The organism is Brevibacterium sp. LAARM2_SD2 (assembly GCF_057364785.1).
In genome coordinates this window covers 51,970-76,398 of record NZ_JBNFOM010000019.1, presented here as the reverse complement: position 1 = coordinate 76,398, position 24,429 = coordinate 51,970, and the positions used below count along the sequence as shown (strand labels likewise).

Sequence of the window (24,429 nt, the reverse complement as noted above, 5' to 3'; positions counted from 1 at the left end):
CGAGACCGCCACCTGTAAGCGGCGGTCTCGACGCGAAGTGGCCGTTTCGATGCTTGGGTCCCGGGACTCCGAGGTCAGATCGTCGAGATGATCCCCCGCTCGGTCAGGCGCGAGGCGAGACCGGCGCCGTCGGGTGCATAGATCCACGGCACACCCTGCCCGCGGCCGTGGCGCTTCGAGCGACCACCGGCCCACACGGCCTCACCGACGGTGAGCTGGCGGATCGCGACGGCGGCGACGTTGTTCGGGTGGTTCTCGACGAACTCGCCGTAGAGCTCCTCGTCGTTCTGCCCGTCATCGCCGATGAGCAGCCACTTCATCCACGGGAAGTCGCGGGCCAGCCGCTCGAGGGTGTTGCGCTTGTGCTCCTTGCCCGAGCGGAAGACGCGGGTCGTCGTCGGCCCCCAGTCGGTGAGCAGCAGCGGCCCGATCGGATAGAGGTTGCGGGAGAGGAACCGCTTGAGCGTGATCGCCGAGTTCCATGCCCCCGTCGAGAGGTAGATGATCGGGGTGTTCGGCCGCATGTAGGTGATCCGGTCGTAGAGCACGGACATGCCCGCCACCGGCGAGCGCGCGTGCTCGCTGAGGACGAACGTGTTCCACGCGGCGAGGAAGGGTCGCGGCAGCGAGGTCACCATGACTGTGTCGTCGATGTCGGAGATGATGCCGAACGTCGAATCCTCACCGATGATGCGCACCGCGGCCGAGTCGACGAGCGACCCGTCGGTCCACAGCTCGATCTCCGTCTCCCCCGGGGTGAAGTCGCCGGGGATGACGGTGTCGATGATCCCGCCCCGGTCCGAGGTGACCATGTGCTCCTCGTCGTTGATCCGCACCCACGCCGTGTCGTTGGGCAGAGGGACGCTGACGAACGAGCGCCATCCGCGGACGCTGGCCTGCGCATCGGCCGAGGGGTGGCCGTCGGGGGTGAGCACGAGGCGGCCGAGGACCCGCACCCAGTCGGTGCCGCCGTACGTGTCGTAGGCGAGCACGGTCCGCTGGTAGCTGTGGTTGGTCGCTCGCGATTGGATCCACCCGTTGAAGCGGTCCTCGAGCCGGGCTGCGGTGTGCAGCATGTCCGGGGTCAGGTTGAGCGGTCCTTCTGCGGTCTTCTTCTTGGCCACGGCGGCTCCTCCACGCGCTCGGCGGGTACGTTGGGGTGGTCGTCGGGGTGTCCCGACGGCGGGTTCAGATGAAACCGACCTTGTCATAAACCTCGCGCAGTGTCACCTCGGCGATGGCGTTCGCCTTCTCCGCGCCGGCATCGAGGATCCGCTGCAGCTGGGCGCGGTCCTCGAGGAGCTCGAGCGTGCGCTCCCGCACCGGCGTCAGCGCCTCGACGGCCACCTCGGCGAGATCGACCTTGAGATGACCGTACATCTTCCCCTCGTAGTCGGCGACGATGTCGTCGACGGGCCGGTTCGTCAGCGACGAGTAGATCGTCAGCAGGTTCGAGACTCCGGGCTTGGCCGTCGGATCGAAGCGGATCTCCGTCTCATCGTCGGTGACGGCGGACTTGATCTTCTTCGTCAGGGCCTTCGGCTCGTCGAGGAGGTCGATGCGGCCGAGCGGACTCGGCAGGGACTTCGACATCTTCGCGTCCGGATTCTGGAGGTCGTAGATCTTCGCGGTGGCCTTGAGGATCTGCGCCTCGGGCACGACGAAGGTATCACCGAACCGGTGGTTGAACCGCTCGGCGAGGTTGCGGGTGAGTTCGAGGTGCTGGCGCTGGTCCTCCCCGACGGGCACCATCTGAGGGTTGTAGAGGAGGATGTCGGCGGCCATGAGGGCCGGATAGGTGAGCAGGCCGAGGGACACGTGACCCTGCTTCGCCGATTTGTCCTTGAACTGGGTCATCCGCGTCGCCTCGCCCATCGAGGTCGTGCACTCGAGCACCCAGCTCAGACGGGGGTGGGCGGGGACCTGCGACTGGACGAAGATCGTCGAGGCCTCCGGGTCGATGCCGGCGGCGATGAACTGCGCGGCCGTGCGCAGGGTCCGCTCCCGAAGCTCGGCCGGGTCCTGTTCGACGGTGATCGCGTGCATGTTGGCGATGAAGTAGAACGCGTCGTGGGACTGCTGATGGGTGACGAACTGCTGCAGGGCCCCGATGTAGTTGCCGAGATGGAGGGAATCGGAGGTCGCTTGGATTCCGGACACGGTGCGGGGCAGTGAAGTCGTCGTCATGGCTCCATTTTGCCATCTCGGCGCCCCGCCTCTCACGCCGCTGTCGAACACCCGCCGATGCCGGTCCTCCGGTTGCCGACGCCGCGTGACCCGCGGCACACCGCGGCGAGTATGATGTCATCCAGAACACATGATTCGCCAAGGCTCTTCACATGTTGAGGCTGGTGGGACGGGGTGCCGCACGACAAGGACCTCGACCGGCCGCAGCACGCGCAGGGACCGCCGGGCGGATCGTGGACGACCCAGCTCAATGAGGAGGACCGCGTGTCGGTTGAATACGTCAAGACCGAAGAGGGGCTGCCCCCGGTCGGTGTGGTGGAGAAGCCCCGGTGGACGCCGGGCAGGATCGTGCTCTGGGTGGCCATCGCCCTCATCGCCGGTGCGGGTTGGACGATGGTCGCCTTCGTCCGCGGGGAGAACCTCTCGGCGAGCTGGTTCGTCGCCGCCGCCGTCGGCAGCTACCTCATCGGATTCCGCTTCTACGCGAAATTCATCGAATGGAAGGTCTGCCGTCCGGACCCGCGGCGGGCGACTCCGGCGGAGATCAATGACAACGGCCGTGACTTCGCACCGACGGACCGTCGCGTCCTCTTCGGCCACCACTTCGCCGCGATCTCCGGAGCCGGACCGCTCGTCGGTCCGATCCTCGCCGCGCAGATGGGCTACCTGCCGGGCACTCTGTGGATCATCGTCGGCGTCATCCTCGCCGGCGGCGTCCAGGACTACATGGTCCTGTACTTCTCGGTGCGCCGCAACGGCCGCTCGCTCGGGCAGATGACCCGTGACGAACTCGGCAAGACCGGCGGTGTCATCGCCTCGCTCGGCATCATCCTCATCATGGTCATCCTCATCGCGGTCCTCGGCGTCGTCATCATCAACGCCCTCGCCGAGAGCCCCTGGGGCGTCTTCTCGATCGCGATGACCATTCCCATCGCCGTGTTCATGGGCGTCTACATGCGCTACCTGCGCCCGGGCAAGGTCATCGAGACCTCGGTCATCGGCGTCGTCCTCCTGCTCGCGGCGATCATCGCCGGCGGCTGGGTCAACAGCTCCCCCGTCTGGTCGGAGGTCTTCACCCTCGACAAGGTGACGCTCGCATGGTGCCTGATGATCTACGGCTTCCTCGCCGCTGTCCTGCCCGTGTGGGTGCTCCTCGCCCCGCGCGACTACCTCTCGACGTTCATGAAGATCGGCACGATCGTGCTGCTCGCCGTCGGCATCCTCATCGTCAACCCGACCGTGCAGATGCCCGCGTTCACCGAGTTCGCGTTCAACTCCGCCGGCCCCGCCTTCGCCGGTGCGCTCTTCCCGTTCCTCTTCATCACGATCGCGTGCGGTGCCCTCTCGGGCTTTCACGCGCTCATCGCCTCGGGCACGACCCCGAAGCTCATCGAGAAGGAGTCGCAGGCCCGGCTCATCGGCTACGGCGGCATGCTCATGGAGTCCTTCGTCGCGATCATGGCGCTCGTCGCCGCGATCTGCCTCGACAAGGGCCTCTACTTCGCGATGAACGCCGCCGAACCGCTGACCGGCGGCACCGCCCAGGGCGCCGCGGACTTCATCAACAACTCCCTCGGCATGTCGGGGGTCGAGACGACACCGCAGTTCCTCGAGCAGGCGGCGCGCGATGTCGGTGAGGAGAGCATCGTCTCCCGCACCGGCGGTGCACCGACCCTGGCCATGGGCATGGCGCAGATCCTCCACAGCGTCTTCGGCGGACCCGCCTGGATGTCGTTCTGGTACCACTTCGCCGTGATGTTCGAGGCGCTCTTCATCCTCACGACGATCGACGCCGGCACCCGTGTCGCCCGCTTCATGCTCAGCGACGCCCTCGGCAACTTCTCCAAGCGCTTCCGCGATCCCTCGTGGACGCCGGGCGCGTGGCTGACGACGGCGATCATGGTCGGTGCCTGGGGATCGATCCTGCTCATGGGAGTGACCGATCCGCTCGGCGGCATCAACACGCTCTTCCCGCTCTTCGGCATCTCCAATCAGCTGCTCGCCGCGATCGCCCTCGCAGTGATCTTCGCGATCGTGTGCAAGATGGGGCTCGCGCGCTACGCGTGGATCCCCGGCATCCCGCTGGCGTGGGATCTCATCGTGACGATGACGGCGTCGTGGCAGAAGATCTTCTCCTCCGATCCCAAGCTCGGCTACTGGGCTCAGCACTTCGCGTACCGGGATGCGCTGGCCGCGGGCGAGACCTCGCTCGGGGCGACCCAGGGAGTGGAGGCGATGAGCGCGGTCGTGCGCAACACCTTCGTCCAGGGCACGCTGTCGATCATCTTCGCCCTCCTCGTCGCCATGGTCGTCGTCATGGCGCTGTGGAAGTCGATCGAAGCCATCCGCAAGGGCTCCCTGCCGACGACGGAGGAGCCGTTCACCGAGACGAAGCTCTTCGCCCCGGCCGGCCTCATCGCCCGCCGGTCCGAACGCGAGGTCCAGGCCCAGTGGGACGAGCGGTCGGGCAGGAGTCGACCATGACCGAGACACCCTTGCTCACCCGAATGGCGAGGGATCCGTGGGGGTCCCTGCGCCGAGGCGGGGCCTGGCTGCTCTGGTACCTGAAAGAGATCATGGGTGAGAACGCCTACCTCCACTACCTCGAGTCCTATGAGCGCCGCCACGGCACTCGGGACGGCGCGATGGGAGAGCGGGAGTTCTGGCGCGATCACACCGATGAACAGGACCGCAACCCGAAGGCGCGCTGCTGCTGAGAGTGTCGATGCCCAGAGTGTGAACCGTCTGGACGGTTCACACTCTGGGCATCGTCGGTCTCACGTCGATAGACGGTCTTCCCCGAGGACGTGGTCATCGGGGAGGATGGACGGGTGCGAACGTGGGTGTTTCTGGCGGGAGCGATCCTCGCCGAGGTGACGGGGACGCTGTCGATGAAGGCGGCGATCGAGCATCCGGCCCTCTACATCCTCATGGCCCTCGGCTATGCCGCCGCGTTCGTCTTCCTCAGCCTCACACTGCGGTCGGGGCTGCCGCTCGGCATCGCCTACGGGATCTGGGGTGCCTCCGGTGTCGCACTCACGGCCGCAGCCTCGGCGCTGCTCTTCGCCGAGCCGATCACCGTCGTCATGGCGCTCGGCATCGTCGCCATCATGGCCGGGGTCATGCTCGTCGAAATCGGCCACCGCGGGCAGGACGTGCCGACGGTCGCCGCCACCGAGGCGGATTACCCGGCCGCGCCGCCCCGACCGGGGGCGGAGTCGCGGGCTTCGCGGGAGGCGGAATCGCCGCGGCGGGACGCCGAATTGCCGGCTCGGCGGCCAGCGGAATCGCAGGCTCGTCAGGAGGAGTCATGATCCTCGGCTGGGCGCTCCTCATCGGCGCGATCCTCCTCGAGGTCGCGGCGACCATCTGCCTGCGCGTGGCCTCGGTGGGCGGCTCGAAATGGTGGTACGCGGGTGTGGCCGGCGGCTACATCGTCTCCTTCAGCCTGCTCAGCCTCACCCTGCGCACCGGTTTCCCCCTCGGAGTTGCCTACGGGATCTGGGCGGCCACGGGTGTCGCGCTGACCGCGATCGCCGGACGCGTGCTCTTCCAGGAGCGCCTGACGAGACTCATGGTCGCCGGCATCGGCCTCATCATCGTCGGTGTCCTCCTCATCGAGGTCGGCTCCGCACTCTGATTTCAGCGGCTTCGGCCACGGCGGTTTCGATCCGCAGCCTCTGACCGTCGATCCGCGAAGCCGACGCTCGCCGCCGCCGCGGCACCACCTCGGCGCCGCGGCGGCTCACCTCACTGCGGGGCGGGCAGGTCGTAGTCGATGACGAGCGGGGCGTGATCCGACCAGCGCTCACCCCAGCTGTTCGCCCGGTCGACGGTGGCGACCGTCGCCGTTCCGGCCAGTCCCGGAGTGGCCATGTGATAGTCGATGCGCCACCCGGCGTCGTTGTCGAAGGCCTGCCCGCGCATCGACCACCAGGTGTAGGGGCCGTCGATGTCACCGGCGAGCTGCCGGTGGACGTCGACGAAGCCGACATCGCCGAAGAACCCGTCGAAGTACGCGCGCTCCTCGGGCAGGAAGCCGGCCTTCTTCCGGTTCGCCTTCCAGTTCTTGAGGTCCCGTTCGGTGTGGCAGACGTTGAGGTCACCGGTGACGAGCACGTGGTCGGCGGTCGCGGCGAGCTGCGGCATCCGCTCGGTCATCCGGTCGAGGAACCGGTACTTGTCGTCCTGCTTCGGGGTGCCTGCCTCACCGGAGTGGACGTAGGCGGAGACGAGGGTGAGCAGAGTGCCGTCGCCGAGGCGGTAGTCCGTCTCCAGCCATCGTCCGGCCCGATCGAAGTAGCCGTCGGATCCGATCCCCTCACGCGTCTCCACGGGGGCGGTCTTCGCCATGACGGCGACCCCCGCCCGGCCCTTCGCCTCGGCGTCGTGGCTGATCGTCGTGTACCCGCTCTCCTCGAGGACACCGAGGGCGATGTCGTTGGCCGCGCGGACCTCCTGGAGGGTGATGAAGTCCGGAGCGGAGACATCGACCCAGGCGGGCATCCCCTTCCGCCAGGCTGCTCGGACTCCGTTGACGTTGACTGAGGCAATGCGAATCATGTGCTCTATGATGACAGAGCGAACTACTCTTGCGCGCGCCGCGTTATAGGGTGGGATTTGAGAAACTGCCGACCTGAGGAGGCGCAATGGCCGAAGAGGAGACTTTCGACGCCGAGGAGCTGAGCATCAGCCCGCTCGACGAAGTCGACGCCAGAGAGATGCGGGAATTCCTGCTCAGCGCCCAAGAGAACTTCTGGGGAGACCGCGACCTGCGCGCCGATCACGACGCGTACTGGTTCCGTCAGTTCGTCGCCTCCGGGCTCGTCGCGCGCTACCGCAGTCAGATCGTCGGCTACCTCCTCGGAGTCATCCCGCAGGAGGGTCCCGGCTACATCCACCTCGTCGCCGCGCACAAGGACTTCCGGCATCACGGCATCGGTCGTGAGCTCTACAAGCGATTCATCGACCATTCCCGCAAACTGCGCGTCGACTCGGTGCAGGCGACGACGATGCCCGACTCGTCGGGAGCGATCTCCTTCCACTCGTCGATGGGCTTCAGCGGTGAACTCGTCGAGGACTACGCCGGCCCCGGCAATCCCCGCGTGTTCTTCGAACTCAAGCTCGACCAGGACTGAGTCTCCTCACAGCCTCGACGGCCCGGTCACCCGCAGCGCGGTGACCGGGCCGTCGTCTTGCCGCCTCCCGGACCGCGAGACGGTGGCGGCACCGGGAGAGTCACGGCACCGGGAGAGTCCGGCGACGCGGGTCACAGCCCGCTGAGCAGTCGGATCGCCAGTGCCGCGATGACGCTCGCGGAGACGACTCCCCCGACCCGGCGACCGGTCGGTGAGAGGAGGAGACGTCCGGCACCGCGACCGATGAGGACGAGGACACAGTGCCAGGACGCCGAGGCGATGACGATGCCGGCCAGCAGGGCTGCGGAGTCTGCAGCACCGGCGGAGGCGGGCAGTCCGCCCGAGAGCACTACGGAGACGAAGTAGAGCAGCGGCCAGGGGTTGAGCCCGGTGAGGGTGAAGAAGAGCAGCGCCTCACGCAGCGCTGAGCGCGGTTCGCCCCTCGCGGCCAGGCCGCGCCTCGCACCCGGTTCGTCTGCTGTGCGGGGAACACCCCCCCGCGGCAGGGTTCCTCCCCACGGCTGAGCCGTCGCTCGCGTCCGCATCGTCGTCCTCGCGCCGGAAGCCGTCGATGGCGGTCCGCCCGGCGAGGAAGAGGAGGAGACCCGCCCCGGCGACCGTCACCGGCACCTGCCACGGTGTGATCAGCCGGGCGGCCGCGGTCCCGCCGATCACCGCCGCAAGAGCGTAGAGCGCATCGGCGGTGACCGCTCCCGTCGCGGCGGCGAGACCGTGACGCAGCGAGGACGTCGCCGTGCGCTGGATGAGGAGCACGGCCACCGCGCCCACCGGGATCGCCAGTCCGAAGCCTGCCCAGAGTCCGAATCCGAAGGTTGCCCACATGCCTCCACCGTGCCCGGTGCGCATCGTGTGCGTCCATCGAATAATTCACGACGAACTGTACAGTGAATCACTATGATCGACCCGCGCCTCAAATCGCTCGCCGCCGTCCGCGACACCGGCACGGTCACCGCGGCCGCCGCTCTCCTCCACGTCACGCCGTCGACGATCTCCCAGCACCTGCGCGGACTCGCCCGCGTCGTCGGTGCCGATCTCGTCGAACCCGTCGGTCGCAATGTCAGGCTCACTCCCGCCGCCGAGGTGGTCCTCGCGCATGCGACGGCACTCAACGCCGAGTGGGAGCGCACTCTCGCCGACCTCGCAGCGCTGCGGGCAGCCGGCCGCGCCCGGCTGCGGATCTCCGCCGTCGCCTCGGCGATCGTCGCCCTCGTCTGTCCCGCGGTGGCCCGGCTGCCGGAGGTCGCGGTGGAGATCGGTGAGGACGCGGTGCGCGACCGGTTCCGCATGCTCGCCGAGTCCGAGACGGACATCGTCGTGACGCTGGACGCCACACCCCCGGACACCGCTCTCGCGACGTCGGCCGATACGGCCCGCACGGCGGCGCCGGCCGACGACGGCGGGGCCTGGGAGGTGCGCGAGCTGCTCACCGAGCCCCTCGACGTCATCGTCGGACCCGGGCATCGGCTCGCGGGCAGCGAGCGGGTCGGACTCTCCGCTCTCGCCGCGGAGACATGGATCGGCGCCGGTGACCTCATCGACCAGCAGGCCCTCTTCCTCCGCCTCTGCGCCCAGGCGGGATTCACCCCTCACCTGCGGCACGACGCCCTCGACTGGGGTGCGATCATCGCCCTCGTCGAATACGGGCACGGCATCGCCCTGCTCCCCCGCACGATCAGGATCGCCCCGGATGCCGGGGTCCGTCGTCTCGAGCTGGGCTGGCCGGACTCCCCCACCGTGCCGCACCGACGCCTGCGCGCCTACATCCGCGCCGGCAGCGCCACCCATCCGACGATCGCCGCCGGACTCGAGGCGCTCACCGCGGAGGGGCGGCGACTGACGGACACCGGCGCACGGTGACCGGCACAGTGTGAACAGCCCTGCCTGACCGGTCGCCAACCGGTCTGGGGTGAATGCGGAAACGGCCCGGATCATCCGGGCCGTTTCCACTCGACGGTCTACGCTGGGCAGTCGCTCGACACTCGGCGCTCGACGATCGAGGTTCAGTCACTCGGCGGAGCGTGCCGCCATGTCGACGACGTTCTGCAGCAGCAGGGCCCGGGTCATCGGACCGACGCCACCGGGGTTGGGCGAGATCCACCCGGCCACCTCGGCGACACCGGGATCGACGTCGCCGACGATCTTCGACTTCCCGGTCTCGGGGTCCTCCTCCCGGGAGACGCCGACGTCGAGGACGATCGCGCCGGGCTTGACGTCCTCGGGCTTGACGAGGCGCGGGGACCCGGCGGCGGCGACGATGATATCGGCCTGGGCGAGCAGCTCCGGCAGATTCGTCGTTCCCGTGTGGGTCAGGGTGACCGTCGCGTTGTACTCCCGGCGGGTGAGCAGGGAGCCGATCGACCGGCCGACGGTGACGCCGCGGCCGATGACGACGACGTGCTTGCCGGGCAGGTCGATCCCGTTGCGCACCATGAGTTCGATGACACCGCGCGGTGTGCACGGCAGCGGCGTCGTGATCTTCCGGCTGACGTTGAGCATGAGACGGCCGAGGTTCGTCGGGTGGAGTCCGTCGGCGTCCTTGGCCGGGTCGATGCGCTCGAGGACGGCATCGGTGTCGATGTGGTCCGGCAGCGGCAGCTGGACGATGTAGCCGGTGCAGGCGTCGTTGGCGTTGAGCTCGTCGATGACCGCGAAGAGCTCGTCCTGGGTGATCGTCTCGGGCAGGTCGCGGCGGATCGACTCGATGCCGATCTCGGCGCAGTCGCGGTGCTTGCCGGCGACGTACCACTTCGACCCGGGATCGTCGCCGACGAGGACGGTGCCGAGTCCGGGGACGATGCCCTGTGCGGCGAGACGGGCCACCTCGGCGCGCATCTCGTCCTTCATCTGCGCTGCGACGGCCTTGCCGTCGAGGATCTGCGCTGCCATCAGTACTGCTCCAGTCCTTCGTAGAGGGGGAAGTCGTCGCTGAGCTTCTTCACGCGGGCGGCGAGCGCCTCGACGTCGGCGCCGGGCTTGAGCGCCTCGGCGATGACGTCGGCGACCTCGGTGAACTCCTTGTCGCCGAAACCGCGGGTCGCGAGCGCCGGGGTGCCGATCCGCAGCCCCGAGGTGACCATCGGCGGACGCGGATCGAAGGGCACGGCGTTGCGGTTGACGGTGATGCCGACCTCGTGGAGGAGGTCCTCGGCCTGCTGGCCGTCGAGGGCGGAGTTGCGGAGGTCGACGAGGACGAGGTGGACGTCGGTGCCGCCGGTGAGCACGGTGGCACCCGCCTCGGCGACATCAGCGGCGAGGAGGCGATCGGCGAGGATCTGCGCGCCGCGGACGGTGCGCTCCTGCCGGTCGCGGAACTCCTCGGAGGCGGCGAGCTTGAAGGCCACGGCCTTCGCGGCGATGACATGCATGAGGGGTCCGCCCTGCTGGCCGGGGAAGACGGCCGAGTTGAGCTTCTTCGCGTACTCCTCCTTGCCGAGGATGAAGCCCGACCGGGGTCCGCCGATCGTCTTGTGCACCGTCGAGGAGACGACATCGGCGAAGGGCACCGGGTTGGGGTGGAGTCCGGCAGCGACGAGACCGGCGAAGTGGGCCATGTCCACCCACAGCTTCGCTCCGACCTCGTCGGCGATGTCGCGGAAGGCCTGGAAGTCGAGCTGGCGGGGGTACGCCGACCATCCGGCGACGATGACCTCGGGGCGGTGGTCGAGGGCCTTCTGCCGCACCTGGTCCATGTCGATGCGGTACGTGTCGGGGTCGACCTCGTACGACGCCACATCGTAGAGGCGACCGGAGAAGTTGATCTTCATGCCGTGGGTGAGGTGGCCGCCGTGGGCGAGCGAGAGGCCGAGCATCTTGTCGCCCTGACGGGCGAGCGCGTGCATGACAGCGGCATTGGCCGAGGCTCCGGAGTGCGGCTGGACGTTGGCGTACTCGGCGCCGAAGAGGCTCTTGGCGCGGTCGATCGCGAGGTCCTCGGCGATGTCGACGAACTCGCAGCCGCCGTAGTAGCGCTTGCCCGGGTACCCTTCCGCATACTTGTTCGTCAGCACCGACCCCTGCGCCTCGAGAACGGCGCGCGGCACGAAGTTCTCCGAGGCGATCATCTCAAGCGTCGACCGCTGTCGCCCCAGCTCGAGGTCGAGGACTTCGGCGATCTGCGGGTCGATGTCTGCAAGCGAAGCCTGCAGCGAGGATTCGGACATGGTTGCACTCCTGTGGCGTCGAGATTCGGCGGCGCGGTCTTCCCCCGCGCGCGTTCCGAGGCAATGCTAACAGCGAAGCCCCGGCCCCCGCCCGGCCGCCCGTCTGCCGGAAGCCCGGGATGGTGCGGGTCCAAGCGGCCCGCCCGGGTCGCCGCTGGGGTCGCCGCTGAGGCCGTCTGCGCGGTCGTCTGGACAGCAGGCCGACAGCCGCGTTGTCACTGCTGCCTGCGCTGCCGGATGTCGGACGGCTGACCGGGGACGATGTCGCACCCGATTAGACTCGCGGCTATGAGCGAAGAATGGATCCTGCGAGTCACCTGCCCCGATGCGACCGGAGTCGTCCACGCCGTGACCGGGGCGCTGGCCGGGCTCGGTGCGAACATCACCGAATCGCAGCAGTTCTCCTCCCCCGACTCCCACCAGTTCTTCCTCCGCGTCCACTTCACGACCCCGGCTCCCGTGAGTGAGGCGGACCTGGAGACGGCCCTCGCCGAGGCGGCCGCCCGGTTCTCGATGACGCTCGGTCTCCAGCCCGCACAGAAGCGCACCCGCACCCTCGTCCTCGTCTCGAAGGCCGCCCACTGCCTCAACACCCTCCTCTTCCAGCAGAGCGCGGGCCAGCTGCCCATCGACATCGTCGCCGTCGCCGGCAACCACGATGCGCTGCGCCCCCTCGCCGAGTTCCACGGCCACGACTTCCACCACATCCCCATCACCCCGGAGACGAAGGAGACCGCCGAGGCGCAGCTGCGTCGCCTCGTCACCGACCTCGACGTCGAACTCATCGTCCTCGCCCGCTACATGCAGATCCTCTCCCCCGACCTCTGCGCGGCGCTCGAGGGCCGGGTCATCAACATCCACCATTCGTTCCTGCCGAGCTTCAAGGGCGCCAAGCCCTATCATCAGGCGCACGCCCGCGGGGTGAAGATCATCGGAGCGACCGCCCACTACGTCACCCCCGACCTCGACGAGGGCCCGATCATCGAACAGGACGTCGCCCGCGTCGACCACAACCGCAACATCGCCGACTTCGTCGCCCGCGGCCAGGACGTCGAGGCGGCCGTGCTCGCCCGTGCGGTCCGCTGGCACGCGGAGGGCCGCGTCCTCATGGACGGTCATCGCACTGTCGTCTTCGACTGACCCCACGCCGCACCGCCTCGGCGGGCATCGTCACGGGCCACCGCCTCGGCGGGGAACGTCCCCACGGCCCACCGAGGCGAGGATCGTCCCCATGGCCCACCGAGGCGGGCATCACCGCTCGCTCACGGGGCGGTGCGGACCCAGCCCGCTCTCCGCCCTCCGCCGTCGACGCAACCGGCCCCGGTGGTGCGGTTCTGACACAATTGCGCCGCACACGGGTCCCGGGCGGTCAACCTGGGCTACCGTTCGACTATGAGTGAGACTCACCTGCGGCGCCTGCCGATCCCCCGCGGACCGATCAACCTCGCCCGCCAAGCCCTGCTGCGCACCGCGAACCTCGGCCTGACGGCCGCCTACGGCACGTACCGGCTCCACCCGGCGATCTGGCGCTTCACCGCCCGGCACTACTCGCCGAAGCTCGAGCCCTTCGCCCGGCTCAACGCGTGGATGATCTGCCAGCAGGCCTCCCTCGACGTGCCCGCCTACCAGGACTACCTCGCGCGCACCGGGTTCACGTTCACGTGGTGGGACCTCGAGGCCTACACTCCGACGTCGAAGGACGACTTCGTCCGCGTCTACAGCGAGGAGCACCGCTGCTGGGGCGGGCGGATCGAGCGGATCGGCACGGTCGTCGACGAGTCCTCGGGCTCCTCGGGCACGCCGTTCAACTGGATGCGGTCGAAGCGCGAGCTCGACACCGTCCACAAGAACGTCGCCGGGTATGTGACGATGCTCTTCGGGGATGCGGACCTCTTCTGCATCAACGCGTTCTCGATGGGCGCGTGGGCGACGGGGACGAACACGGGCCTGGCGATGGCGAAGGTCGCGATGGTGAAGAACACCGGACCCGACCTCGAGAAGATCCTCGACACGATGCGCCACTTCGGCCCCGGCCACACGTACCTCATCAGTGCCTATCCCCCGTTCCTCAAGCACCTCGTCGACCGCATGGACGCCGAGCCGGGAGTCTGGGACGAGTACCGGATCAACGGCTTCGTCGGCGGGGAGGCGATGACCGAGGGCCTGCGCGACTATCTCGAGCAGCGGTTCCACCGGGTCTACTCCGGGTACGGGGCCTCGGATCTCACGATCGGCATGGCCGGGGAGTCCGACCTCTCCGTCGTCATCCGCCGGGCCCTGGCCCATGACCTCGCCTTCCGCGCCGAGGTGCTCGGCCCCGAGGAGTCCCGCGTGCCCATGGTCTTCCAGTACAACCCCCTCGAGACCTACCTCGAGACGACGGCCGACGGGGAACTCGTCGCGACGATCAACTCGGCATCGGTGATGAGTCCCCGGCTGCGCTACAACATCGGCGACGAGGCAAAGCTCATCGACTTCCCGACGATGGTCGAGCTCACCCGCGCCCACCACGAGCTCGCCCGGCAGTGCTCACAGGCCTTCGCCGACAACGGAATGAAGCTGCCGTTCGTCCTCCTCTTCGGCCGGTCGGATTCGACGATCTCTTATATGGGTGCCAACATCTACCCGCTCGACATCGAGAACGGCCTCTACCGGGACAACCCACGCGCCCACCTCATCGAGTCCTTCCGCATCGAACTGCGCGAACTCGCCGACCACGAGCACCGCCCCGCCCTCCACATCCAACTCCGCGAGACGGCGCCGAAGGGAACGAGGAGCTGAGCGCCGGCGAGCGCGAGGAGCTCGCCGAGACCATCCGGGCCGGCGTGCTCGGCCATCTCGCCTCGGTGTCCAGGGACTTCGCGCAGAGCATGAAGGAGGATCCGACGACAGCAGAGCTCGAGATCGAGATCCACGACTTCGGCACCGGTCCCTTCGCCACCGCCTCGACGAAGATCAAGAACGTCTACCTCCAACCCAAGGAGAGCAATGCGATCGAATGACTTCTCCCTCGCCCCTCCGCAGGCGCGCGCCGAGTCGTTCTTCCTCGGGGCCAACCGGTACCGCAATCCGCTGAGCATGCTCGGCCAGGTGCGCCGCTGGCCGAAGCTCGCGAAGGCCCTGCGCCGCGCCCCCGGCTATCTGTGGCACCGCAGCTACTACGAGTTCCCCGACCGGATCGGCCTCCTCGTCGCCTTCGCGACCCGGGACGATCTCATGCGCTTCGCCCGCACCCCCGAACACGTCGAGATCATGCACTGGCTCGTCGGCGCCGGGGACAGCTCCCCGGCCCGCGGCGGTTTCATCCGCATCTTCGACGCCGAGGAGTGGGGGTACACGAACGGCGAATTCCGCGCCGAGGACGGCCGCCTGGGGATGATCGAGACCTTCACCCCGACGAGCGAGGAATGAGGGTGGGACCGGGATGACCGGATCTGCCGGGCACGGGACGAGCGTGCCCACTGGGACGGGGATGACCGCCCATCGCGTGGCCTCGCGGGCGGACCTTCGGACCTTCATCGACCTCGGCCCGCGGATCGCCGCGCTCCGCGGCGAGACCGAACGAGCGGTGCCGCTGTTCGCCGCCGACATCGCGGAGTGGCAGTCGGGCACGGGATGGTTCGCCGAGGCGGTCGAACTCTGGCTCGTCCGTGACAGCGCGGGCACCCCGGTCGGGCGCGTGATGTGCCACCGTTCGCGACTGCTCGCCGAGCGGATCAGCGACGGCCCTATCGCGGAGGCACCGGAGACGCTCTTCTTCGGAGCCCTCGAGGCCGCCGACGAGACCGCCCTGACCGCGATCATCGCGCTCATCGACGAGCGGGCGCACCACCTCGGCGCCGCCCGCGTCTTCGGTCCGGTCTCTCCGCTGCCCAACGTCACCGGCGGGCTCGTCACCGCCGGCCACGACCATCCCGGGTTCTTCGACACCGCGTGGAACCCGGCGTTCTTCGCTCCCGCGTTCCGGGCCGCGGGCTTCCGGGAGTGGGGGCCCGCCCAGACGTGGGAGGTCGCCGTCGGGGAGGTCCCGCACGCACGGGCGACCGCGACCGCGTGGGCCGCGCACGGGTTGCGCCGCCGTCCGGTGTCCCGGTGGGGCTTGCGCAGCTTCGCCGGGCGGATGCTGCCGGCGCTCAACGCGGCGTTCGCGGCTCTGCCGTACTACACGCCGATCTCCCCTGCCCAGCTGCGGTCGCAGATGGCGGGCATGGCCGCTCTCATGGATCCGTCCCTCATCGTTGACGTCGTCGGCGAGATGGAGGCCGACGACGCCCCCTCCCGCTGCTTCGCCCTCGTCATCCCCGACCCCGCGCCGGTGCTGCGCCGGCATGGCGGTCGCCTCGGTCCGGCGGCGATCGCGACCTGCTGCGGCACCGCTCCCGTCTCCGCGACGCCGTGCTCATCATCCAGGGCACCGATCCGCGCTTCCAGGGCACCGGCCTGCTCTCCCTCGTCCTCGGCGACGTCTACGCCGGACTCGCCGCCGGCGGCTACCGGCGCCTGCGGGTGACGTTCATCGCCGAGGACAATCCCGCCTCCGCGGCGGTCTTCGCCAAGGCCGGAGGCACGCCGCTGCACTCCCTGTGCTTCCTCGACCGGCACCGCGCAGCGAGCACCGCCGCGGATCCCGCCGTCGGGCCGGCCGTACCTGCGTCCGCGACTGCAGTCCCGGTGACCGCAGCTGCGACTGCAGCAACGGCGACCGTGGCAGTGACTTCCGCAGAGCCGATCCCCGCGGAGCCGACTTCCGCGGAACCGAGCACCCAGTCTGCGACTGTCGCACCTGCAACCCCGGCGGCGCGCATCGACGCCGCGCTCCTCACCGACCTCTTCGCGACGGCGGGACGCTCCCCCTCGGCGCACAACACGCAGCCGTGGGTGCCGAGAATCGTGCGGATCGCCGACGACGGAACATCGGCGGAGGTCGCACTCACCGTCGATCCCGCCCGCACCCTCCCGGTCGGCGACCCGCGGTCCGAGGATCTCCACCTCTCGATCGGGTGCTGGGTCGAGGCGCTGTCGATCGCCGCCGCCGAGGCGGGACTCGATACCGCGGTCACCTCCGTCGACGGTGGGGACCGAGTCTCGACGTCCGGCTGAGGGTCACCGTCAGCGCCGATCCCGGCGACGACGCGGGTTGCGGGACACGGCGAGCGGTGACGACCGTGAGGTGCCGGCCGGCGGCCACCGAGACTGGCCGTCCTTCACCACTGCCGATCTCCGTCACCGTCAGGTCGACCGCGGTCCGCTGTCCCGCGATGACACCGCGTTCGCCGAGGCGGTCGGCCACGCCGACGCGGCACTGGCGGGATCGGGGGCGCGCCTCGTCGAGATCCCCGACGACGAGTGGACCGCCCTGCTCACGCGCGCCACCCGACACTCCTTCGCCGACCCGGCTGTCTTCGCCGAAACCCTCACCTGGCTGCGCTTCGATCCTGCCGACCCCGCCTACCGACAGGACGGACTGAGCGCCGCCTGCCTGCGGATCCCCACCGCGGCCGCCCGACTCGCCGGGGTCCTCAACCGTCCCCGCCTCCGGCCGCTCGTCGCTAGGGGCCTCGCCACCGCCCTCGCCCCGGCCGGATGGGTCGACGGTCTCCGGGACCGTCTCCGCGGCCCGCGCCGTGGATCAGGTCTTCCTCTCGTCGGTCACGAGCCAGGAGACCCGGCGCCGATCGACGATTCGACGACCGCCGACGACCCGGCGACCTCCTCGGCGCGGACGGGAGCCCCGCACCACGTCGTCCTCGCGGTCACCGAGGATAAGGATGATGCGGCCCGCGAGATCGCACTCGGCCGAGATCTGCTGCGGACGTGGCTGCTCCTCGATCGGGCGGGCCTGCGCGTCGACGTCCACTCGGAGATCAAGGACTGCCCGGCGACGCACGCGAGACTGCGCGACCGCCTCGGCGACGGACCGACGACGCGACCGCTCGCCGCGTTCTCGATCGGCCGCTCGACGACCCCGGTGCCCCGGTCGGCTCGCCGCTGACCGGGAACGACGACGTGAGCGCACGTGTAGAGGCAGGAGCCGCGAAAATCCAGGGCTCTGATGTTACTCACACGTTATTCACACCACACGTCCGAGGTGATGTAGAGTCTCCGATGCTGAGACAAGGAGGCACATCATCATGTCGGAGCCGACATTCCGGACCATCGCCATCATCCTGTACTTCGCGGGCATGCTCGCGATCGGGTGGTTCGCGTACCGCAAGACCAAGGACAGCCTCGATGACTACATGCTCGCCGGCCGCGGTCTGCGCCCGTCGGTCGCGGCCCTCAGCGCCGGTGCCTCCGATATGTCCGGGTGGCTGCTCATGGGTCTGCCCGGCGCCATCTACCTCGCCGGCCTCGTCGAGGCGTGGATCGCGATCGGCCTGACCGTCGGCGCCTGGGTGAACTGGAAATTCGTCGCCCCGCGCCTGCGCGCCTTCACGGAGACCGCCGGTGACTCGATCACCATTCCGAGCTTCTTCGAAGAGCGGCTGCAGGACCGGACTCACCTCCTGCGGATCGTCTGCGGCCTCATCATCCTCGTGTTCTTCACGTTCTACGTCTCCTCCGGCATGGTCGCGGCGGGCAAGTTCTTCGAATCGAGCTTCGGCCTCAACTATCTCGCCGGCATGCTCATCGTCGCCGCGATCACGATGGTCTACACGCTCTTCGGCGGCTTCCTCGGTGCGACGCTCACCGACGTCGCCCAGGGGCTGCTGATGTTCGCGGCCCTCATCGCCGTGCCGATCGTCGCCGTCATCAACGCCGGCGGCCCCGCCGAGGTGATCGCCAACGTCCGTGCGATCGATCCGAGCCTGCTCAGCCTCTTCGGCTCCGGACCGTTCTGGGCCGGCGGCACCTACCTGGCCGTGATCTCCTCCCTGGCCTGGGGCCTCGGGTATTTCGGGCAGCCGCATATCATCGTCCGCTTCATGGCTCTGCGCACTCCCGCCGACGCCACCGTCGCCCGCCGGATCGGCGTGGGCTGGATGGCGATCTCCGCCGCAGGTGCCATCGCCACCGCGATCGTCGGCATCTCCTACTTCTCGCAGCATGCGGACCAGGCGCCGACGGACCCCGAGACCGTGTTCCTCGATCTCGCGCAGATCCTCTTCCACCCGTTCATCGCCGGTCTCGTGCTCGCCGCCGTCCTCGCGGCGATCATGTCGACGATCTCCTCGCAGCTCGTCGTCACCTCCTCGGCGCTCGTCGAGGACCTCTTCAAGATCGTCGCCGCGCGCGTCGGATCAGAGCGCACCCTGCAGGACAAGACGTATGTCCTCCTCGGTCGCCTCGGCATCCTCGTCGTCGCCGTCATCGCCGTGCTGCTCGCGATCTCGCCGTCGAACAGCATCCTCGACCTCGTCGCCTTCGCGTGGGCCGGATTCGGCGCCTCGTTCGGTCCGATCGTCCTCCTCACCCTGTTCTGGAAGAAGCTGACGAACTGGGGCGCGCTCTGCGGACTCATCGCAGGTGCCGTCGTCGCCTTCGTGTGGGGGCAGCTCAACACCCCGCTGACGGATGCGATCTACGAGATCATCCCGGGCTTCGCGATCAATCTCATCGTCGCCGTCGTCGTCAGCCTCGCCACCTACAAGCCGAACCCGGAGATCGAGCGCGAGTTCGATGAAGGAGTGGAGCTCTCGAAGGTGCAGTGAACGCCTTCGCCTGCACTGCGTGAGCACAACGGCCCGCCGGTCTACCAGGACCAGCGGGCCGTTCGCGTTCGGTGTCGTACAGGTTCGGTGTCATGCAGGTTCGCCGTCGCGCCCGTTCAACACTTCCCGCGAAAAAGTCGTCTCCCAAGACGCGATATTCACGCCAGCTGTTGAAGGAGGCGCACAGCACATACCCACTGCGCTCACTCAACACTTCCCGCGAAAAAGTCGTCCCCCAAGACGCGATATTCACGGCACCTGTTGAACGAGGGACCAGTGGCACGCACACGATGCGCCACTGCCACCGCAAAGTCCCCGTGAATGCACTTCAGGCGGGCACCCGCGCTGGGGTGCCCGCCTGAGGTGAACGGCGCGCAGAACGTGCGCCCGGCCTCACGCGGAGGCTGGGGTCACTTGTCCTTGCCGGCCTCCGGGTCGATGACCTCGACGGTCTCGTCGGTCTCGACGTTGCCCTCGGCATCCTCGGTGACCTTGACCTCGTCGACGACGACATCGCCGTCGGCATCCTCGGTGACGGTGACGTCGTCGGAGACGACCTCTTCGTCAGCGGGAGCGGCTGCGGCGGCGGTGGCCTGCTCGGCCTCCTTCACCGTCGCCTGCTTCGGCGAGTAGGGCTCGAGGACGAGCTCGATGACGGCCATCGGGGCGTTGTCGCCGTTGCGGGGGCCGATCTTCGTGATGCGGGTGTATCCACCCGGACGCTCGGCCATCGTCTCGGCGATCGAGGTGAAGAGCTCGTGGACGATCGACTTGTCGCCGATCTGCGCGAGCACGCGGCGACGAGCGGCGAGATCGCCCTTCTTCGCTGCGGTGATGAGGCGCTCGGCAACCGGGCGGAGGCGCTTGGCCTTCGTCACGGTCGTCGTGATGCGCTTGTGCTCAAAGAGCTGAGCTGCCAGGTTGTTGAGCATGAGGCGCTCGTGCGTGGGCGATCCGCCGAGGCGGGGGCCCTTCGTGGGGGTAGGCATAGTGAGAAACTCCTAGGTCTAGATCAGTACTGTTCGTCTTCGACGTAGGACTGGTCCTCTTCCGCGAGACCGGATTCGAACCCGGCAGGACTGTCCTTGAGGCTCAGACCCAGCTCGTTGAGCTTGGCCTTGACCTCGTCGATCGACTTCGAACCAAAGTTGCGGATATCCATGAGGTCGGCTTCGCTGCGAGCAACGAGCTCACCGACGGTGTGGATGCCCTCACGCTTGAGGCAGTTGTAGGAGCGCACGGTCAGGTCGAGGTCCTCGATCGCCAGGGCGAGGTCAGCGGCGAGTGCGGCGTCGACCGGCGACGGGCCGATCTCGATGCCTTCGGCTTCGACGTTGAGCTCACGGGCGAGTCCGAACAGCTCGACCAGGGTCTTGCCCGCAGACGCGATGGCGTCGCGCGGGGTCATCGACGGCTTGGTCTCGACATCGAGCACGAGGCGATCGAAGTCGGTGCGCTGCTCGACACGAGTGGCTTCCACCTTGTAGGTGACCTTGAGAACAGGCGAGTAGATCGAGTCGACCGGGATCCGGCCGATCTCGGCATCCGCGTTCTTATTCTGCGCGCTCGACACGTAGCCGCGTCCGCGTTCGATGGTGAGCTCCATGTCCAGACGGCCTTCGCCATTGAGCGTGGCGATGTGGAGGTCGGGGTTGTGGATCTCGACTCCGGCGGGAGCGGAGACATCGGCGGCGGTCACGGTGCCAGGGCCCTGCTTGCGCAGGTACGCAACGACAGGCTCGTCGAACTCAGACGACACGACCAGGGACTTGAGGTTGAGGATGAATTCGGTGACATCCTCCTTCACGCCTGGAACGGTGCTGAACTCGTGGAGCACTCCGTCGATCCGAATGGAGGTGACGGCGGCTCCCGGAATCGACGACAGCAGAGTGCGACGAAGCGAGTTGCCGAGAGTGTATCCGAAGCCCGGCTCGAGGGGCTCGATGGCGAACCGCGAGCGGTTATCGGAGACGACTTCTTCCGTGAGTGTTGGGCGCTGTGCAATGAGCACGTGGGCTTCCTTTCAGCGAACATCCGCTATATGACGTTCGCACTGCACGTCATGACCGCGTACGGGTCATGAAGAACGGTTCGGTTTTATGCAAAGAATCCGCATCGCCGCGGGTGGCGGGCCGGTCGGCCCGTCACCTGCGGTGAGTGTCACGGAAAGGGTCAGCCGCGGCGGCGCTTGGGCGGACGGCAGCCGTTGAACGGAACCGGGGTGACATCCTGGATGGTGCCCAGTTCCAGACCGGCGGCCTGGAGGGAGCGGATCGCGGTTTCGCGGCCCGAGCCCGGTCCCTTGACGAACACGTCGACCTTCTTCAGGCCGTGTTCCTGTGCGCGGCGGGCAGCGGACTCCGCAGCCATCTGAGCGGCGTAGGGAGTCGACTTGCGCGAGCCCTTGAAGCCGACCTCACCGGAGGAGGCCCAGGAGATGACAGCACCGGTCGGATCGGTGATCGACACGATGGTGTTGTTGAAGGTGGACTTGATGTGAGCCTGGCCGGCAACGATATTCTTCTTGATCTTGCGGCGAGGCTTGCGCGCTGAAGCGGCGCGTGACTTGGGAGGCATATGTTTTACTCCTGATCGAGGTGGTTGACGCCGGTCAACCGGGTGAGCATGTTACTTCTTCTTACCGGCCACGGTGCGCTTCGGTCCCTTGCGGGTGCGCGCATTCGTCTTGGTCCGCTGTCCGCGAACCGGGAGACCGCGGCGGTGGCGCAGGCCTTCGTAGCTGCCGATCTCGACCTTGCGGCGGATGTCGGCGGCAACCTCACGACGGAGGTCGCCCTCAACCTGGAACGTGCCCTCGATGTAGTCACGCAGCTGCACGAGCTCCGCGTCGGTCAGGTCCTTCACACGGGTGTCCGGGCTGATGCCGGTTTCCGTGAGGGTCTGGCGCGCACGGGTGCGGCCCACACCATAGATGTATGTCAGGGCGACTTCCACGCGCTTTTCACGCGGAATGTCGACTCCGGCAAGACGTGCCATAGGTTCTTACTCCTGTAATGATGTTTCGGAGGTGCTGATGCAGACCTGTCCTCGGGTTCTCACCTCAAGGTCCTCGGCCCCCGACCGAAGGTATCGTCCTGCTCGGCGCTCAGGCGCCGCGCAGGGGGCGAGGTCTGCGTGGGTGTGGTGCTGCGTGAAGTCCCTATGCGGGACTTCGTCTGCTCGAAGAGCTGCTCAGCCCTGACGCTGCTTGTGGCGCGGGTTGGAGCAGATCACCATGACTCGACCGTGACGGCGGGTCACCTGGCACTTCTCGCAGATCTTCTTGACGCTGGGCTTAACCTTCATCGTTTTTCCTTCTCTCGGCCGGTCTCCCCGGGTGAGGGAGTCCGGCGCGAATGATCGAAGATCCTTACTTGTAGCGGTAGACGATTCGTCCGCGCGAGAGATCGTAAGGAGAGAGCTCCACGATGACTCGGTCCTCGGGCAGGATGCGGATGTAGTGCTGACGCATCTTCCCTGAGATGTGTGCGAGCACCTTGTGCCCGTTGCTCAGCTCGACCCGGAACGATGCGTTCGGGAGAGCCTCGACGACGGTGCCCTCGATCTCAATGACCCCTTCTTTTTTGGCCATATCGTTCGCTAACCTCGTATTCCCGCGAATCCTTCGCGTTCGACGTAATCGTCGATCGCCGATGAACACCGGCGATCCCATCGGCCGATTCGGACCCGACTTTCCCACATGAAAAGTTGTGGATGGCGTGACGCCGCCCACAACCGGGAATGGGTGAGTTGAGTGAGAACAGACCAATCATCTACTCTACACGACGATGCGAAGATCTTCCAGGCGGTCCTGGATTCTGTGCGTGAGTTCCCCTACAATCCCGACCCCGGCACCGAGGCGACCGCTCGTTCCCAGCACAACCGCGGTGACCGCCCGGCTCAGGTGTGCGCGCGGGTGCCGTATCCGGTGCGCAGTCCGACGACGACGGCGACCATGAGGACGAGGGCGCCGAGCACGGTGATCCACGCGAATCCCCCGAGCGCGAGCAGCGGTCCGGCGCAGGCCGCAACGGCCGCGGCGCCGAGGTTCATCCCGGCGTCCGAGAGACCCTGGACCTCGATCCGGTGAGCCTCGTCGGTGTCCTGCGTGAGCAGCGTCGACCCGGCGATGAGACACGCCGACCAGCCGAGGCCGAGGACGAAGAGGGCGATCGAGATCCGAGTGAACGACGATTCTCCCGCGGCATCGATGAACCCGAGGACGAGGGCGAGCGCGAAGAGCGCCTGACCGAGCGCAATGACCCGTCCCGGCGAGAAGCGGTCGGTGAGGTAGCCGAAGACCGGGGAGAGACCGTACATCCCGAAGATGTGTCCGGCGATCGTCACCCCGATGACGCCGAGGCCGAATCCCTGATGGTCCATGTGCACCGGCGTCATCACCATCGTCGAGACCATGATCATGTGTCCGGTGACGACGGAGAGCAGGCCGAAGAGGGCACCCGGGGACCGGCGCACGGCACGCCAGGCCCCGCCTCGGCGGGATGCTTCCGTCACCGAGGCGGTCGTGCGGACATCGCCGACGGCCCCCTGCTCCACCGGGGTCTCCTCCGTGGCGGATTCGCCCACCGTCGCACCCGGCTGCGGGGACGCCACTGACGCGGGCACCTCCGCGGGTGCGTTCACCGCGGGGGTGCGGAGGAACATCACGCAGACGAAGGAGAGGAGATAGCCTGCGACGGCGATGAGGAAGGGTCCGGCGAAGGGGTCGATGCCGAGGGCCTCCCCCAGCCTGGCCCCGGGTTCGGCGAGGTTGGGTCCGACGACGGACCCCACGGTCGTCGCCCACACGACGAGCGACATCGCCCGCCCCTTGAGGTTCGCCGGTGCCGCATCGGTCGCGGCATACCGGCTCTGCAGCCCCGCGGCGGTGGCGGAGCCGAAGCAGCCCATGCCGACGAAGAAGAGGAGGGAGATGCCGGCGAGGATCGCAGCGACGATGAGCAGTGCCCCGATGAGGGCGAGTCCGTAGCCGACGCCGAGCGCCCACCGCCGATTCCGTGCGGCGGCGAGCCGGGCCAGGGGCAGGGCGAGGAGTCCGGCGCCGAGGATCGACGCCGTCTGCGCGAAGCCGGCGAGCTCCGTGCGCCCGGTCAGCCTCTCGGCGAGGATCCCGCCGACGGCGAAGCCCGTGGCCACGCCGATGCCGGCGAACAGCTGCGCGAGGCTGAGCGCCCACTGGTTGTGTCGGAATGTCCGTCCCGTCGTTCTCACCCTCTGACCTGCCTGTGCGCCGCGTCGTCGCAGCGCTTC

The 24,429-nt window shown here is 68.1% G+C and carries 28 protein-coding genes; 14 read left to right on the top strand and 14 right to left on the bottom strand.

Annotation, left to right across the window (positions count from 1 at the left end; translation table 11 throughout):
• Nucleotides 1-74 precede the first annotated feature (74 nt).
• Together AC2W7K_RS12810 and trpS are read right to left on the bottom strand one after the other, a co-directional pair.
• Complete coding sequence (locus AC2W7K_RS12810; protein WP_137826622.1) at nt 75-1,124, bottom strand: App1 family protein phosphatidate phosphatase; 1,050 nt, start codon at nt 1,122-1,124, stop codon at nt 75-77.
• A gap of 64 nt (nt 1,125-1,188) precedes the next feature.
• Nucleotides 1,189-2,187, bottom strand: a complete 999-nt coding sequence (gene trpS / locus AC2W7K_RS12805) for a tryptophan--tRNA ligase (RefSeq protein WP_198498229.1) — start codon at nt 2,185-2,187, stop codon at nt 1,189-1,191.
• A gap of 264 nt (nt 2,188-2,451) precedes the next feature.
• Between trpS and AC2W7K_RS12800 the strand changes: the two genes are divergently transcribed.
• From AC2W7K_RS12800 to AC2W7K_RS12785, 4 genes are all read left to right on the top strand, one after another.
• Nucleotides 2,452-4,671, top strand: a complete 2,220-nt coding sequence (locus tag AC2W7K_RS12800) for a carbon starvation CstA family protein (RefSeq protein WP_198500918.1) — start codon at nt 2,452-2,454, stop codon at nt 4,669-4,671.
• Nucleotides 4,668-4,904: a YbdD/YjiX family protein gene (locus AC2W7K_RS12795; RefSeq protein WP_332839519.1), complete on the top strand. Its 237-nt coding sequence runs from the start codon at nt 4,668-4,670 to the stop codon at nt 4,902-4,904. The genes AC2W7K_RS12800 and AC2W7K_RS12795 overlap by 4 nt, the downstream gene beginning before the upstream one ends.
• A gap of 114 nt (nt 4,905-5,018) precedes the next feature.
• On the top strand, nt 5,019-5,501 hold the full coding sequence (locus tag AC2W7K_RS12790) for a DMT family transporter (protein ID WP_198498228.1): 483 nt from the start codon (nt 5,019-5,021) through the stop codon (nt 5,499-5,501).
• Entirely contained in the window at nt 5,498-5,827 is a 330-nt protein-coding gene (locus AC2W7K_RS12785; protein WP_198498227.1) for a DMT family transporter, read from the top strand. Before AC2W7K_RS12790 ends, AC2W7K_RS12785 begins: the two co-directional genes overlap by 4 nt.
• Nucleotides 5,828-5,937: 110 nt before the next feature.
• Here AC2W7K_RS12785 and AC2W7K_RS12780 read toward each other — a convergent pair whose 3' ends face one another.
• Complete coding sequence (locus tag AC2W7K_RS12780; RefSeq protein WP_198498226.1) at nt 5,938-6,750, bottom strand: exodeoxyribonuclease III; 813 nt, start codon at nt 6,748-6,750, stop codon at nt 5,938-5,940.
• Nucleotides 6,751-6,836: 86 nt separating this feature from the next.
• Between AC2W7K_RS12780 and AC2W7K_RS12775 the strand changes: the two genes are divergently transcribed.
• Nucleotides 6,837-7,325 carry a GNAT family N-acetyltransferase gene (locus tag AC2W7K_RS12775; protein ID WP_198498225.1) on the top strand — a complete coding sequence of 163 codons (489 nt, stop codon included), beginning with the start codon at nt 6,837-6,839 and terminating at the stop codon, nt 7,323-7,325.
• A 131-nt stretch (nt 7,326-7,456) separates the two neighbouring features.
• On the opposite strand, the gene AC2W7K_RS12770 is transcribed toward AC2W7K_RS12775, so the two are convergent.
• Together AC2W7K_RS12770 and AC2W7K_RS12765 are read right to left on the bottom strand one after the other, a co-directional pair.
• Complete coding sequence (locus AC2W7K_RS12770) at nt 7,457-7,675, bottom strand: hypothetical protein (RefSeq protein WP_486006261.1); 219 nt, start codon at nt 7,673-7,675, stop codon at nt 7,457-7,459.
• A gap of 64 nt (nt 7,676-7,739) precedes the next feature.
• Nucleotides 7,740-8,168, bottom strand: coding sequence for a LysE family transporter (locus tag AC2W7K_RS12765; protein WP_486006260.1), 429 nt, complete (start codon nt 8,166-8,168; stop codon nt 7,740-7,742).
• A 72-nt stretch (nt 8,169-8,240) separates the two neighbouring features.
• Between AC2W7K_RS12765 and AC2W7K_RS12760 the strand changes: the two genes are divergently transcribed.
• Nucleotides 8,241-9,203 (top strand): LysR family transcriptional regulator, encoded by a 963-nt coding sequence (locus tag AC2W7K_RS12760; protein WP_198498223.1) that lies wholly within the window; start codon nt 8,241-8,243, stop codon nt 9,201-9,203.
• Between the two features lie 147 nt (nt 9,204-9,350).
• Here the strand turns inward: AC2W7K_RS12760 and AC2W7K_RS12755 are convergent, their stop codons facing one another.
• Complete coding sequence (locus AC2W7K_RS12755; protein WP_198498222.1) at nt 9,351-10,232, bottom strand: bifunctional methylenetetrahydrofolate dehydrogenase/methenyltetrahydrofolate cyclohydrolase; 882 nt, start codon at nt 10,230-10,232, stop codon at nt 9,351-9,353.
• Nucleotides 10,232-11,506, bottom strand: coding sequence for a serine hydroxymethyltransferase (gene glyA, locus AC2W7K_RS12750; RefSeq protein WP_211977955.1), 1,275 nt, complete (start codon nt 11,504-11,506; stop codon nt 10,232-10,234). Before glyA ends, AC2W7K_RS12755 begins: the two co-directional genes overlap by 1 nt.
• 288 nt (nt 11,507-11,794) lie before the next feature.
• Here glyA and purU point away from each other — a divergent pair, with 288 nt between their 5' ends.
• The 8 genes from purU (at nt 11,795) to putP (ending at nt 19,158) form a co-directional block, all read left to right on the top strand.
• Nucleotides 11,795-12,646 (top strand): formyltetrahydrofolate deformylase, encoded by an 852-nt coding sequence (gene purU, locus AC2W7K_RS12745; RefSeq protein ID WP_198498221.1) that lies wholly within the window; start codon nt 11,795-11,797, stop codon nt 12,644-12,646.
• Nucleotides 12,647-12,898: 252 nt separating this feature from the next.
• Nucleotides 12,899-14,287, top strand: coding sequence for a phenylacetate--CoA ligase family protein (locus AC2W7K_RS12740; RefSeq protein ID WP_486006259.1), 1,389 nt, complete (start codon nt 12,899-12,901; stop codon nt 14,285-14,287).
• Between the two features lie 44 nt (nt 14,288-14,331).
• A complete protein-coding gene (locus tag AC2W7K_RS12735) occupies nt 14,332-14,508 on the top strand; it encodes a hypothetical protein (protein WP_486006258.1) in 177 nt (58 codons plus the stop codon).
• The gene (locus AC2W7K_RS12730) at nt 14,495-14,917 is read left to right on the top strand and encodes a hypothetical protein (RefSeq protein ID WP_211977957.1); all 423 of its coding nucleotides are present in this window, start codon (nt 14,495-14,497) and stop codon (nt 14,915-14,917) included. Before AC2W7K_RS12735 ends, AC2W7K_RS12730 begins: the two co-directional genes overlap by 14 nt.
• Nucleotides 14,918-14,930: 13 nt before the next feature.
• Nucleotides 14,931-16,016, top strand: a complete 1,086-nt coding sequence (locus AC2W7K_RS12725) for a hypothetical protein (RefSeq protein WP_486006257.1) — start codon at nt 14,931-14,933, stop codon at nt 16,014-16,016.
• The gene (locus AC2W7K_RS12720; RefSeq protein WP_486006256.1) at nt 15,902-16,606 is read left to right on the top strand and encodes a nitroreductase family protein; all 705 of its coding nucleotides are present in this window, start codon (nt 15,902-15,904) and stop codon (nt 16,604-16,606) included. Before AC2W7K_RS12725 ends, AC2W7K_RS12720 begins: the two co-directional genes overlap by 115 nt.
• A gap of 37 nt (nt 16,607-16,643) precedes the next feature.
• The gene (locus AC2W7K_RS12715) at nt 16,644-17,498 is read left to right on the top strand and encodes a hypothetical protein (RefSeq protein ID WP_486006255.1); all 855 of its coding nucleotides are present in this window, start codon (nt 16,644-16,646) and stop codon (nt 17,496-17,498) included.
• Nucleotides 17,499-17,637: 139 nt separating this feature from the next.
• The gene (gene putP, locus AC2W7K_RS12710) at nt 17,638-19,158 is read left to right on the top strand and encodes a sodium/proline symporter PutP (RefSeq protein ID WP_211977959.1); all 1,521 of its coding nucleotides are present in this window, start codon (nt 17,638-17,640) and stop codon (nt 19,156-19,158) included.
• Nucleotides 19,159-19,568: 410 nt separating this feature from the next.
• Here the strand turns inward: putP and rplQ are convergent, their stop codons facing one another.
• From rplQ to AC2W7K_RS12675, 7 genes are all read right to left on the bottom strand, one after another.
• The gene (gene rplQ / locus AC2W7K_RS12705) at nt 19,569-20,147 is read right to left on the bottom strand and encodes a 50S ribosomal protein L17 (RefSeq protein WP_137826763.1); all 579 of its coding nucleotides are present in this window, start codon (nt 20,145-20,147) and stop codon (nt 19,569-19,571) included.
• 23 nt (nt 20,148-20,170) lie between these two features.
• Complete coding sequence (locus tag AC2W7K_RS12700) at nt 20,171-21,169, bottom strand: DNA-directed RNA polymerase subunit alpha (protein WP_009379253.1); 999 nt, start codon at nt 21,167-21,169, stop codon at nt 20,171-20,173.
• Nucleotides 21,170-21,330: 161 nt separating this feature from the next.
• A complete protein-coding gene (gene rpsK, locus AC2W7K_RS12695) occupies nt 21,331-21,735 on the bottom strand; it encodes a 30S ribosomal protein S11 (RefSeq protein WP_009379251.1) in 405 nt (134 codons plus the stop codon).
• 51 nt (nt 21,736-21,786) lie between these two features.
• Nucleotides 21,787-22,155, bottom strand: a complete 369-nt coding sequence (rpsM, locus tag AC2W7K_RS12690; RefSeq protein WP_137826764.1) for a 30S ribosomal protein S13 — start codon at nt 22,153-22,155, stop codon at nt 21,787-21,789.
• A 195-nt stretch (nt 22,156-22,350) separates the two neighbouring features.
• Complete coding sequence (gene rpmJ / locus AC2W7K_RS12685) at nt 22,351-22,464, bottom strand: 50S ribosomal protein L36 (RefSeq protein ID WP_009379247.1); 114 nt, start codon at nt 22,462-22,464, stop codon at nt 22,351-22,353.
• A gap of 64 nt (nt 22,465-22,528) precedes the next feature.
• The gene (gene infA / locus AC2W7K_RS12680) at nt 22,529-22,750 is read right to left on the bottom strand and encodes a translation initiation factor IF-1 (RefSeq protein WP_009379245.1); all 222 of its coding nucleotides are present in this window, start codon (nt 22,748-22,750) and stop codon (nt 22,529-22,531) included.
• Between the two features lie 308 nt (nt 22,751-23,058).
• Nucleotides 23,059-24,390 (bottom strand): MFS transporter, encoded by a 1,332-nt coding sequence (locus AC2W7K_RS12675; RefSeq protein ID WP_486006254.1) that lies wholly within the window; start codon nt 24,388-24,390, stop codon nt 23,059-23,061.
• Between the last annotated feature and the right edge of the window lie 39 nt (nt 24,391-24,429).

Bases quoted from the DNA above. Each gene is read 5' to 3' on its own strand.
- rplQ (WP_137826763.1), bottom strand. From the start codon at position 20,147: ATGCCTACCCCCACGAAGGGCCCCCGCCTCGGCGGATCGCCCACGCAC.
- rpmJ (WP_009379247.1), bottom strand. From the start codon at position 22,464: ATGAAGGTTAAGCCCAGCGTCAAGAAGATCTGCGAGAAGTGCCAGGTG.
- AC2W7K_RS12725 (WP_486006257.1), top strand. From the start codon at position 14,931: ATGACCGGATCTGCCGGGCACGGGACGAGCGTGCCCACTGGGACGGGG.
- AC2W7K_RS12760 (WP_198498223.1), top strand. From the start codon at position 8,241: ATGATCGACCCGCGCCTCAAATCGCTCGCCGCCGTCCGCGACACCGGC.
- AC2W7K_RS12795 (WP_332839519.1), top strand. From the start codon at position 4,668: ATGACCGAGACACCCTTGCTCACCCGAATGGCGAGGGATCCGTGGGGG.
- AC2W7K_RS12740 (WP_486006259.1), top strand. From the start codon at position 12,899: ATGAGTGAGACTCACCTGCGGCGCCTGCCGATCCCCCGCGGACCGATC.
- glyA (WP_211977955.1), bottom strand. From the start codon at position 11,506: ATGTCCGAATCCTCGCTGCAGGCTTCGCTTGCAGACATCGACCCGCAG.
- rpsK (WP_009379251.1), bottom strand. From the start codon at position 21,735: ATGCCTCCCAAGTCACGCGCCGCTTCAGCGCGCAAGCCTCGCCGCAAG.
- AC2W7K_RS12730 (WP_211977957.1), top strand. From the start codon at position 14,495: ATGCGATCGAATGACTTCTCCCTCGCCCCTCCGCAGGCGCGCGCCGAG.
- rpsM (WP_137826764.1), bottom strand. From the start codon at position 22,155: ATGGCACGTCTTGCCGGAGTCGACATTCCGCGTGAAAAGCGCGTGGAA.
- AC2W7K_RS12780 (WP_198498226.1), bottom strand. From the start codon at position 6,750: ATGATTCGCATTGCCTCAGTCAACGTCAACGGAGTCCGAGCAGCCTGG.
- infA (WP_009379245.1), bottom strand. From the start codon at position 22,750: ATGGCCAAAAAAGAAGGGGTCATTGAGATCGAGGGCACCGTCGTCGAG.
- purU (WP_198498221.1), top strand. From the start codon at position 11,795: ATGAGCGAAGAATGGATCCTGCGAGTCACCTGCCCCGATGCGACCGGA.
- AC2W7K_RS12775 (WP_198498225.1), top strand. From the start codon at position 6,837: ATGGCCGAAGAGGAGACTTTCGACGCCGAGGAGCTGAGCATCAGCCCG.
- AC2W7K_RS12765 (WP_486006260.1), bottom strand. From the start codon at position 8,168: ATGTGGGCAACCTTCGGATTCGGACTCTGGGCAGGCTTCGGACTGGCG.
- trpS (WP_198498229.1), bottom strand. From the start codon at position 2,187: ATGACGACGACTTCACTGCCCCGCACCGTGTCCGGAATCCAAGCGACC.
- AC2W7K_RS12755 (WP_198498222.1), bottom strand. From the start codon at position 10,232: ATGGCAGCGCAGATCCTCGACGGCAAGGCCGTCGCAGCGCAGATGAAG.
- AC2W7K_RS12785 (WP_198498227.1), top strand. From the start codon at position 5,498: ATGATCCTCGGCTGGGCGCTCCTCATCGGCGCGATCCTCCTCGAGGTC.
- putP (WP_211977959.1), top strand. From the start codon at position 17,638: ATGTCGGAGCCGACATTCCGGACCATCGCCATCATCCTGTACTTCGCG.